We start from the raw sequence: 10,626 nt of genomic DNA, 5'->3' as shown, positions 1-10,626 counted from the left end.
GCGTTGTGTTCGTCAGCAGCAGAGAAGCGAGATTATCTAGTGTTTCCTGATATCCGTCAACCCCTCGTTTGCATCGCTGTTTCGTTTTCAAACCGTCGCAGCGCTGCGGGGACAGAACTATAGCAAAGCCACACTCGTCCCGCAAGTAGCCTTTTTTTCGAACCAGACTTGCCAGAAAGGCATATACTTGTCCACAGCAGCACTCTTCAGGAGTCAGGATGGTCCCAAACGAACTGCCAGCCGGAATTCCGCCGACCGTTCTCGTTGTCGACGATTCCCCGACATTCCTGACCGCCCTGCTCGATCACCTTGCATCCCGCGGTTTTCTCGTTCTCATTGCTCGCAATGCGGAAGAAGGATTGATGCGTGCGGAATTCGGCTTGCCGGACTTGATCTTGATGGACGTCGTGCTGCCAGGCATTGACGGCTTCGAAGCATGCCGCCGCCTGAAATGCGTGGAAGGCACGCGCGACACACCTGTCATCTTCATGACCAGCCTTACCGACCCACGGCAAAAAATCATCGGCTTCGACGCTGGCGGCGTCGACTACATCACCAAGCCATTCCAGATTGAAGAGGTGATGGCGCGCATACACACCCACCTGGCGCTGCGCAAAGCCAACCGCGAATTGCAGCAAATGTGCGAGCAGTTGAACCGCGCCAAAGCGGAGCTGGTTCAAAATGAAAAGCTGGCGGCGCTGGGCGCCCTCGTAGCCGGCATTTCCCACGAACTCAATACCCCGATCGGCAATGGCTTAATGATCGCCAGCGCCTTTGAAGACCAGACCAAAGAAATGCGTGGCCAGTTTGCCCGCGGCGAACCGATGCGCCGCTCATCGCTGGATGCGTACCTGAATAACGCCAGCACGGCGACGGAAGTGCTGGTGCGCAACCTGCACCGCGCAGCCGACCTGGTCACCAATTTCAAACAAGTGGCGGTCGACCAGACCAGCGCACAGCGCCGCACCTTCTTGCTGGCGGAAGTCGTGGCGGGCAACATCCTGACCCTGCTGCCAACGATACGGCGTACACCGTACCAGGTCTTGCAAGATATCCCCCCCTCGCTGATGATGGACAGCTACCCCGGCCCGCTGGGCCAGGTGATCACCAACCTCGTGACCAATGCCATCATTCACGGGCTGGATGGGCGCGACTCCGGCACCATCACCATCAACTCCGGCCTGGAAGTCGACGATGGCGTCATCATGACGATTGCCGACGATGGCAATGGCATCACGCCGGACAATTTACTGCATATCTTTGAACCATTCTTCACCACCAAGCTGGGTGTTGGCGGTTCCGGGTTGGGTTTGCACATCGTGCACAATATAGTCAGCGACATGCTGGGCGGCCGCATCGAAGTTCGCAGCACGCCCGGCAAGGGAACAGTCTTTACCCTGTACCTGCCACTGACGGCGCCTAAGCATTAACGCTTCCATCTACCGCCGCCAGTTCTTTCAGGCGCCGCCGGTTTCCCTTGATCCACCCCACCAGCGTCTGTGCCGCCATTGGCGCCGCCACCAAAGGACCTTGCGCCATTTCGCAGCCATAACTGCGCAGTAGCGCCAGATCCGCGCCATGCTCGACGCCCTCCGCCACCACGGCAATGCGCAGCTGGTGCGCCGCTTCAATTGACTGCTGCAGCATGGCGGCACGCGCTGGCTGCTGCGATGCTTCGTGCACAATCACATGATCGATGCGCAGCTCCGTCAACGGGCAGCGCGCCAATTGCTGCTGTGTCGTTTGTCCCGCACGGTAGCCGGCAATGCCAATGCCAAAGCCCCGCAAGCTCAAATGCGCAAGATTCGCAATGCTGAGCGGCGCGGCGCTGGTCAGCACAGCCTCCTGGCATTCCCATGTGACACTGCGCTGCGCTACCCCGTGATCGTGGACGCAACTGGTGAGCTGGTCGACCATGCGCCGATCCGCCAGCAATTCAGCCGGCAAGCGAATTGACATCGTCAACGTCACAAGGCCGATATCGTGCCACGCCTTCAATTGCGCCAACGCTTGCCGCGCGATACTCATTGCCAGTGGGGCGATGGCGGCAGAGTCCTCTAATGCCGGCAGAAAGCGCGCAGCGCGGATCAGCCCCCGCTCGGGATGCTGCCAGCATGCATGCACGTCCACGCCACGCAGCATGCCGCCCGCCACGTCGATGCGCGGCTCAAAATAGGGAATGAATTGCTGCTGCGCCAGCGCCGCTTCGACTTCTTCCGCCGCCGGCACCGATGCCGCGGCAACACACAGCGCCTGCGCATCCGCTTGCGCCAGCAACGATTGCAGCATATCGAAATGCACTGGCTTCAGTACCGTGCCCAGCAATTGCATGCGCGCCGGAACGCCCTGCATGCTGGCTGCCGCTTCCGCCAGCCGTATTTCCCGCGCACTGGCAACGGCCAGGCTGGCCGCCAGTCCCAATTCTCTTAAATGCCGGATCAATTCCAGGCCATCCATGCCCGGCATATCGAGGTCCGTCAACACCAGTTCCACGGGGATGCCGCGCGCCTCCAGTTTGCGCAGCGCATCGATGCCATCACACGCCTGCAAGACATTGCCAAAGCCGGCCTGCCGCAGCAAGCCCACCATATGATCGCGCTGGACCGCGCTGTCCTCCACCACCATCGCCGTGCAATTGCTCCAGTCTTGCACAGCGCCCCCTACGTCGAGAACGACGACAGTTGCTGCAGGATTTCACGGCCGATGTTATCGAGCGGGACAGACCGTTCCACGGCGCCCCGTTTCACCGCTTCCTTCGGCATGCCATACACGACGCAGCTGGCTTCATCCTGTGCGACCGTGTAAGCGCCTGCATTGCGCATTTCCAGCATGCCGGCTGCGCCGTCATCACCCATGCCGGTCATGATGACGCCCAGCGCATTGGAACCGGCACACTTGGCCACGGAACGGAACAGCACATCGACCGACGGGCGGTGCCGGTTGACCAGCGGCCCATCGACCACTTCCACGAAATACTGCGCGCCATTGCGGCGCAACAGCATATGTTTGCCGCCAGGCGCAATCAGTGCGCGGCCCGGCACCACGCGATCGCCAGTCTGCGCTTCTTTGACTTCGATCTGGCAAATGGAATTGAGCCGCTCCGCAAAAGCTGCCGTGAATTTTTCCGGCATGTGCTGAACGATGACGATGCCCGGCGATACGCGCGGCAAGGTCGTCAGCACTACTTCCAGCGCCTGCGTGCCGCCTGTCGACGTGCCGATGGCCACCACGCGCTCCGTGGTCTGCACCATCGCGCGGTTATCGGCGGCAGGCAAAATCGCATCGGCGGTCAGCTTCGCAGTCGGGTGCAATACCGGGGCGGCGGCGCGGCCGGCGAGGCGGCGCACATTTGCCACCGAGGCAGCGCGCACGGCGCCTACCAGTTCATCGGCGCTATCGTTGAGGAATTGTTTGAGTTCCAGCTTGGGTTTGGTGATGATGGAAACCGCGCCCGCCGCCATGGCTTCCATCGTGGTCTTGGCTGCCTTGGCAGTCAGCGTCGAGCAAATCACGACGGGCGTGGGACGTTCCGCCATCAGCTTGCGCAGGAACGTGATGCCATCCATGCGCGGCATTTCCACATCCAGCACGATCACGTCCGGCCAGGCCGTCTTCATGCGTTCCATGGCGAGTATGGGATCGGCCACCGCGTGCAGCACCTGGATGTCCGGCGCCTTGTTCAACAGCGCCGTGACCACCTGGCGAACCACTGCTGAATCGTCCACCACGAGCACATTGATTTTCTTCATAACCGCTCCTTCAGCGCTTGCCCTGGCCGAGGACCCGGTGGACCAACCCTCACCCACACGTCGCCCGTCTTGACGTTGAAAATGATATGGCGGTGCCCTATGCCGAACAGGCTTTCCGACACCACCGGTATGTTATGCATGCGCAGCAAGCGTTCTGCAGTTTCGCCATTGCGCCGCCCGATATTCTTGTCATCATTGCGCTCAATGTCGGGGAACATCATGCCGCCGCCGAATACCTTGGCTTGGCATTCTTCCGGCTTGATGCCCAGCTTGCGCAGGTCCGTCAACATCAAATCCAGCGCTCCTTCACAATAACGGCCGCTCAGGTGCGCCACGGCTTCGTTTTCCCCCACCGTCAGCAAGAAGTGCGACATGGCCCCCACACGCCGCTTGGAGTGCCACAGTGTGATCGACACACAAGACCCCAGCAAGGTACGGATACGGTGCCTGGCGTCGCCTACAAAATGCTCGCCCGGCATCAGAAAAACATCGATTACTCCCGCCACACGCCACCCTCATACCTTACGGTAGACCGATGGTCCCTGCACCTGTAAAGGCCCTGCCATGTCATGCAGGCTTTCAGAATGGCCGATCAACAGGTAGCCGCCAGGACGTATCGCGCCCAATAGCCGCCCCACCACTTCGCGCTTGGTCTCCGGGCTGAAATAAATCAGCACGTTGCGCAGGAAAATCACATCGAACAAGCCGAATTTCGGCAGCGTTTCATTCAAATTCACTTGATGGAATTGCACGCGCTGGCGCAAGCGCTTGTCGACCAGCAGCGTGCCTTCCTGTTCCGCGATGCCACGCAGGCAATACCGCTTCAGGAAAGCGGGCGGAATATGGCTGGTGCGCTCGCGCATGTAATGGCCTGCTTTGGCCGAGGCCAGCACGCGGGTACTGATGTCAGATGCATACAGTTCCCACTCATGCTCGCCCAGCACATCGTCCAGCACCATGGCGATGCTGTATGGTTCTTCGCCCGTCGAACACGCGGCGCTCCATACGCGGAACGGCTGCCGCTGCTCCAGCGACGCTGCCGCCAGCTTGCGCAGCAAGTCGAAGTGCTTGGATTCGCGGAAAAAGTAGGTTTCGTTGGTGGTCAGCAGATCAATTGCAATCTGCACCTCACCTGGCGACTGGCCGGCAGCCAGCATACGGAAGTAGGCGCCGTAACTACCCAAGCGGTAATGCATGAGCCGCTTGGCAAGTCGGCCACTGACCAGCGCTTTTTTTGCGGCCGACAGCGTAATGCCGGCATGGTCGAAAATAAAGCGCTGGAACAGCGTGAACTCTTGGTCGGTAATGGGATCTACTGACATCGTTGAGGCATCTCGCATTCACCATCCTCGCACTAGAACCGGGTAAAGTGCCCGTCGTCTGCATCTATTTCAGAGGATATCACCTTGCGCGGCGGTACGCGCGAACCTGTTGTTCCTCTGGAAGATTTTCTTGCAGGCGCCTGTGCGCGCCGCCCGCCACTGCCGCCATTGATGCTGAAGAAGGCCATAGTTTGCTGCAATTCTTCAGCTTGGCCGCTCATTTCTTCCGCAGTGGACGCCAACTCTTCAGATCCCGCTGCATTTTGCTGCGTGGTATCACTCAACTGGCTCATTGCCGCACTGATCTGGCTGACACCGGATGCCTGCTCTTCCGATGCGGCAGTGATTTCCTGCACCAGATCCGACGTCTTTTTGATATTGGGCACCATGGAATCCAGCAACGTGCCAGCCTTCTCCGCCAGGGTCACGCTACTGCCGGCGACTTCACCAATTTCTTGCGCAGCGATTTGCGCACGTTCCGCCAATTTGCGCACTTCCGCCGCCACCACGGCAAAGCCTTTGCCATGCTCCCCCGCGCGCGCCGCTTCAATGGCGGCATTGAGTGCCAGCAAATTGGTCTGGTACGCGATATCGTCAATGATGACAATCTTGTTGGCAATTTGCTTCATCGCGGCGACCGTGGTGCGGACCGCTTCGCCCCCCTCCGTTGCTTCTTTGGCCGCCTTGCCGGCCATCGCATCCGTGACCTTGGCATTCTCGGTATTTTGCGTAATCGATGCCGTCATCTCCTCCATCGACGCGCTGCTTTGTTCCACGCTGGCAGCCTGTTCGCTGGCGGCTTGCGACAGCGATTGCGCCGTCGCACTAACCTGCTCGGATGCGGCCGCCAGCGCTGAGGCGCTTTCATTGACTTCCGCCACCACTTGCGACAGCTTCGTGACGGCGGCATTGGCAAAGCCCATCATCTCGCCAAATGCCCCCTCATATTTCTTGTCGATAGTGCGCGTCAGGTCGCCGGCAGCAATGGCTTCCATCATGCTAACCATATCGTCGATGCCTTCCTGGGTTGTCGCCACCAGCTGGTTCAAACCTTCCGCCATTTCTTGCTGGAAGCCGTGTAAACCGTGCAAGTCAATCCGGGTTTTAAAGTCGCCCTTGTTGGCTGCAGCAATGGCGCGGCGCTGGCCATCAATGACTTGCTGCAGCTTGGCCACCATATTGCCCATTGCACGCAGTAATTGACCTGTTTCATCGGCGGACGTCGATTCCAGCGACACGCTCAAATCGCCATTGGCCAGCCGGTTCGCAGCGCTGACCGCATCATCCAGTGGCCGTGTGATACTGCGCGTGATCATCCAGGCTGCCGCGATGGACAACACCACCAATACAATCAACGCGCCAATGATCAGTTGCGTCGCGCGGGTCACCACTGCGCTCATGTTGGCATCGGCAGCTTTGGTCGTTGCGGCGCTAATGGCGCGCAACTGTTCAAAAGCTTCCGCCAGCGGCTTGTCTGCGCCACTGACGGCCTTATCCAGCTCGCTGGAATCTTCAATCTTGCGGGAACGCATTTCCGCGATCCTCGCCACGGCATTGCGGTAAATCAGGGTATTGTCGTGAATCTTATTGAGGATTTTTTCTTCTTCGGCCGTCATGCGGCCAGTTGCCTTGTACTCATCGTCAACGTTGTCGATGATGTCCATCTGTGCATTGAATTTTTTGTCGTAATCGGCACCGCGGATGACAAAATTCTTGAAGGCGTGTACGGCATTACCCAATGCAACTGTGCCTTTCGTGGTGGCGGCCCCTTTTGCGATGGCATCGATTTTGACTTCTTGCCATTGTGCATTCATGTCACGGATTTCATTGTGCGCAATTAAGCCGAACAATATCGTCAGTAACGTCAACAATGCGAATGCAAAGCCCAGCCTCTTGCCGATCGTGAACTTCTCAAGCATTTGCTCCCCCCGTCGTTAGGTTGAACTGCTTTCACAATTTTTTAACACTATAGACACATGCTAGGGCCCGGAACACTGGACAAGCAAGCGGCTCAGTAAAAAATAGTGACCAAAAGCTACAAGAATAGACGTGACCAATTCCCGCCAGCGTGTGATGAATCGGCGCCGGCCCGGCTTAACGGCCTTTCTTGCCTTGGTATACTGACTTGCATGAGCTCAACCAGCACCGTCGCCATTTCTGAAGCCGCTGCACCGGCGACCTGGCGCCGCCTGTTATCCATACTGTGCGTCAATGCTGCCGCCTGGCTCGTGTTGAGCGCATTGGGCGCGCTCACGTCACTGAACGACGATTTGCGCGAAGGGTTGCATAGCGACTACCTGATTGTATTCGGGGTCTGGGTGCAATCGTCGCTGATGCTGGCCATGTTGTCGGGCGCACTATATATCGCTTTGACGTACCGCCCGAATTGGATTGCCACTGGGAAACGCATCGTACTGTCGTATGGGCTATTCCTGTTGATCTTGCTGCCATTTCAATTGATCCACTTGCTCAAGCCGGTATTGAACAGCGACGGCCAAGGTATGAGCTGGCAAGCCATAGGCGACGCAATCAACCAGATCGACCGCTATGCCAGCCTGCTCAGGTTTTCCACGACCACTGCTGTCTATTTCGCCGTTGTTGGTTTAAAGACCTGGCAACTGGGCAAGGCACGCCAGCGCGATGTCGAACGGGCGCTGGCCGATAGTCAGGCGCTGCGCCATGAATTGGCACAGCAACGGGCGCTGGCACTGAGAGCCCAGCTTGAACCGCATTTTCTATTCAACGCACTGGGCGCCATCAGCGCATTGGTCCGGGCAAAGGAGTCAGATATTGCGCTGGACGGCATCCATGATCTCGGCGAATTATTGCGGTATGCGCTCGCCGCAGGCGACAAGGAGTGGGCCAGTATCGCCGACGAGCTGGCGTTTGTTGAGCAATACCTGTCACTGCAGCGCTTGCGTTATGGCGCGCGCCTGCAAGTGCGCGTCGAAGGCTTGGACCCACAACTGCTATCTTGCGACATGCCCCCGCTACTCTTGCAGCCGCTGGTCGAGAATGCCATTCGCCATGATCTTGATTGCCATGATGGCCCGAGCGATATACAGATAGCGTTCCAGCGCTGCGATGGAAACGTCCACGTCCGGATCAGCAATCCCATCCATCCCGCGCACCCCGCCAATCCCGGCGCGGGCCTGGGACTGAAGTCGACGGCCGCGCGTATTCGTTCTGCGTATGGCGACGCGGCAGCAATTACCGTATCAAACGGCGACGGCAAGTTCCATGTCGACCTTACATTCCCTGAATATGCACCAGCTTAAGCAAGTGGCTGTCCGCGCACTCATCGTTGATGATGAGGAGCCCGCCCGGACCAATGTGCGGCTGTCACTGGCCAGGCATCCCAATTGGGAAATCGTTGGCGAGCACAGCAGCGCCGCAAGCTTGCGCTCTGCACTTCCCGGCATCGCGGCCGATGTGGTTTTCCTGGATATCCAGATGCCGGGGGAATCCGGCCTGAGCCTGGCAGCCAGCCTGGCTGGCCTGGAGACGCCGCCAATGATCATCTTTGTCACTGCCTATAGCGACTATGCCGTCAACGCTTTCGACTTGCACGCGCTCGATTACCTGACCAAGCCGTGGCACAGCAAACGGTTCAGCCAGGCCGTCGAACGGGCTGAGTCGCTGCTGGCCCTGCGTCAGCGCGATCCATACCGGTTAGCCGTGTTGAATTGTGTGAACGACAGTGGAGTGGGCTATCTGGATGCGCTGACAATTCGCTCTGTCGGCCTGATCGAACGCGTTCAACTGGCACAAGTGCAATGGATTGGCGCCGCAGGCAATTATGTGGAACTGCACGTCCACGCGCGCACCCTGCTGCACCGTGTCACCATCAGCCACCTCGAGGCGCGTCTCAATCCCAGGGATTTTCTGCGGGTGCACAGGACGGCGATTGTGCGCCGCCCGGAATGTGTAGCGCTGTCCACCATAGGCGATGGACGGTACGAAGTCCGGTTGCGTTGCGGCGCCCAGATACCGGTGAGCGAGCGCTATGTCGATGCGGTCCGCCGGTGCATCGAAGCAGTGAGCTGAACGGTACCGTCATGGTCCGGTTTCCACCAGCAGGCGAGCCAGGTCCACAGCATTCGCCATGGCGAAATACCCGGCATCATTGGGATGGGTGGCATCCCCACTGTTGAGGGTGGCGAGCTGGCGCGACGGGTGTGCAGGGTCGCGCAACACCGCATCGAAATCAATATATCCATCAAACACCCCGCCCGTGCGTATCCACTGATTCACGGCTTGCCGTTTGGCTTCCATGCTTGCGGTATGGGGCAAGGGCCGGGTTGCGCCTTCGCGCGGCAACAGCGTGCCGGCCCAAATCTTGACGCCCTTCGCATGGGCGCGCTCGACCAGCTGCTTCATGCCTTCGATGATTTGCTGTGCCGTCACCTGGTCCTGCGGCGTTTTCAGCAATTCGGATGCACTGATATCGTTGATGCCTTGCAAAAGAATAATCCAGCGCAGACCGGCCTTGCTCAATACATCGCGCTCAAAACGGTTCAGCGTACTGGGTCCGACATAGGGATCGCCAAAATCGTTGAGCACCCGGTTGCCTGCGATGCCTGCGTTAACAACGGACACGCGGCCTGCGACAGGCAAGCCCTGCAAGCGGTTGGCCAGGAAATCGGTCCAGCGTGCATTGCCGTCTTGTGTCGAACGAACGCCATCCGAAACCGAATCGCCGACGACAACCAGCGTCTGTGTTCCCTTGGGCGCGGCGACTTCCACATCAGTCAGGAAATATCGGCTGTCGTCGTACTGCGCCCCGGTGACGGAGGCCAGGTTGGCGACGTCTTTTCCTTCGATCAAATACGCAGTCTGGGAACCGAAGCCATGAATGGTTGGCGTGGCAGATCCCATCGGTAAATAAAGGCTGACAGCCAGTTGTGCCAGTGCCTTGACGGACAATGGCACTGGATCACTCAAGACACTCTTGCCCGGTTCGATAGTAATGGCTGCAGCGCCATTAAACCGGGCTTGATGACTGCTGCCTTCGATAGCCGCTCCAGCGCCGGCATGCAGCGCAACGTGCACGGAGCTGATGGTTAAAGGTTCCGTGCCCAGCAAATTCGAGAAACGCAATCGGATACTTGTTCCGCCGGCGCTGGTGCGTACCACTTGGCGGATTGTCTGCGGCTTGAGCGGCGCCCCGGCGCCGTCCGGCGCGGCCATCCAGCCCGCGACCCAAGCCGTCGCCGGCAGCGGAGGCGTATCTTGCGCGTAGACTGGTAAAGCAAAGAACATCAGGGCCGAAGCCGGTAGTGCCGTTGCCAAACGCTGAATGCAGTTCATAAGCCGGGATCCAAAAGAGGAGCCCAAATTATTTATCGGGACGGCGGCGTGCGAGAGCGGAATGTGACGAATGCCCGCTGTAGCGGGATAAAAAAACAGGAAAACCAAAAGCAAAAAACCCCGCCAGAATTAACTGACGGGGCTTTTTTAATAACTAGCCTGACGATAACCTACTTTCACACTGGTTGCAGCACTATCATCGGCGCAGAGTCGTTTCACGGTCCTGTTCGGGATGGGAAGGGGTG

General features: G+C 58.8%; 9 protein-coding genes and 1 rRNA gene. 3 read left to right on the top strand and 7 right to left on the bottom strand.

What is annotated here, in order from left to right:
• The first annotated feature begins 218 nt into the window (after window positions 1-218).
• Window positions 219-1,430, top strand: coding sequence for a sensor histidine kinase (locus tag GM668_RS29965; RefSeq protein ID WP_155442637.1), 1,212 nt, complete (start codon window positions 219-221; stop codon window positions 1,428-1,430).
• Here GM668_RS29965 and GM668_RS29960 read toward each other — a convergent pair.
• From GM668_RS29960 to GM668_RS29940, 5 genes are all read right to left on the bottom strand, one after another.
• The gene (locus GM668_RS29960; protein WP_155442636.1) at window positions 1,420-2,652 is read right to left on the bottom strand and encodes an EAL domain-containing response regulator; all 1,233 of its coding nucleotides are present in this window, start codon (window positions 2,650-2,652) and stop codon (window positions 1,420-1,422) included. The two genes, GM668_RS29965 and GM668_RS29960, sit on opposite strands and share 11 nt — an antisense overlap.
• 8 nt (window positions 2,653-2,660) lie before the next feature.
• The gene (locus tag GM668_RS29955; RefSeq protein WP_155442635.1) at window positions 2,661-3,749 is read right to left on the bottom strand and encodes a protein-glutamate methylesterase/protein-glutamine glutaminase; all 1,089 of its coding nucleotides are present in this window, start codon (window positions 3,747-3,749) and stop codon (window positions 2,661-2,663) included.
• Complete coding sequence (locus GM668_RS29950; protein WP_371868802.1) at window positions 3,746-4,165, bottom strand: chemotaxis protein CheD; 420 nt, start codon at window positions 4,163-4,165, stop codon at window positions 3,746-3,748. Before GM668_RS29950 ends, GM668_RS29955 begins: the two co-directional genes overlap by 4 nt.
• A 99-nt stretch (window positions 4,166-4,264) precedes the next feature.
• Window positions 4,265-5,071: a CheR family methyltransferase gene (locus tag GM668_RS29945; protein ID WP_155442634.1), complete on the bottom strand. Its 807-nt coding sequence runs from the start codon at window positions 5,069-5,071 to the stop codon at window positions 4,265-4,267.
• Window positions 5,072-5,103: 32 nt separating this feature from the next.
• Window positions 5,104-6,990, bottom strand: coding sequence for a methyl-accepting chemotaxis protein (locus GM668_RS29940; protein ID WP_170305920.1), 1,887 nt, complete (start codon window positions 6,988-6,990; stop codon window positions 5,104-5,106).
• Between the two features lie 210 nt (window positions 6,991-7,200).
• Between GM668_RS29940 and GM668_RS29935 the strand changes: the two genes are divergently transcribed.
• Together GM668_RS29935 and GM668_RS29930 are read left to right on the top strand one after the other, a co-directional pair.
• Window positions 7,201-8,349, top strand: coding sequence for a sensor histidine kinase (locus GM668_RS29935; RefSeq protein ID WP_155442633.1), 1,149 nt, complete (start codon window positions 7,201-7,203; stop codon window positions 8,347-8,349).
• Window positions 8,312-9,118 carry a LytR/AlgR family response regulator transcription factor gene (locus GM668_RS29930; protein ID WP_229500125.1) on the top strand — a complete coding sequence of 269 codons (807 nt, stop codon included), beginning with the start codon at window positions 8,312-8,314 and terminating at the stop codon, window positions 9,116-9,118. Before GM668_RS29935 ends, GM668_RS29930 begins: the two co-directional genes overlap by 38 nt.
• A 9-nt stretch (window positions 9,119-9,127) precedes the next feature.
• On the opposite strand, the gene GM668_RS29925 is transcribed toward GM668_RS29930, so the two are convergent.
• Complete coding sequence (locus GM668_RS29925; RefSeq protein WP_155442632.1) at window positions 9,128-10,381, bottom strand: SGNH/GDSL hydrolase family protein; 1,254 nt, start codon at window positions 10,379-10,381, stop codon at window positions 9,128-9,130.
• A 157-nt stretch (window positions 10,382-10,538) separates the two neighbouring features.
• Window positions 10,539-10,626: ribosomal RNA gene (rrf, locus tag GM668_RS31930) — 5S ribosomal RNA — on the bottom strand; the annotation flags it as partial.

The sequence above is a fragment of the Pseudoduganella ginsengisoli genome (genome assembly GCF_009720865.1).
GTDB lineage: Bacteria > Pseudomonadota > Gammaproteobacteria > Burkholderiales > Burkholderiaceae_D > Rugamonas > Rugamonas ginsengisoli.
The sequence above is the reverse complement of the archived record's forward strand: the minus strand, read 5'-3'. Positions and strand labels throughout refer to the sequence as shown.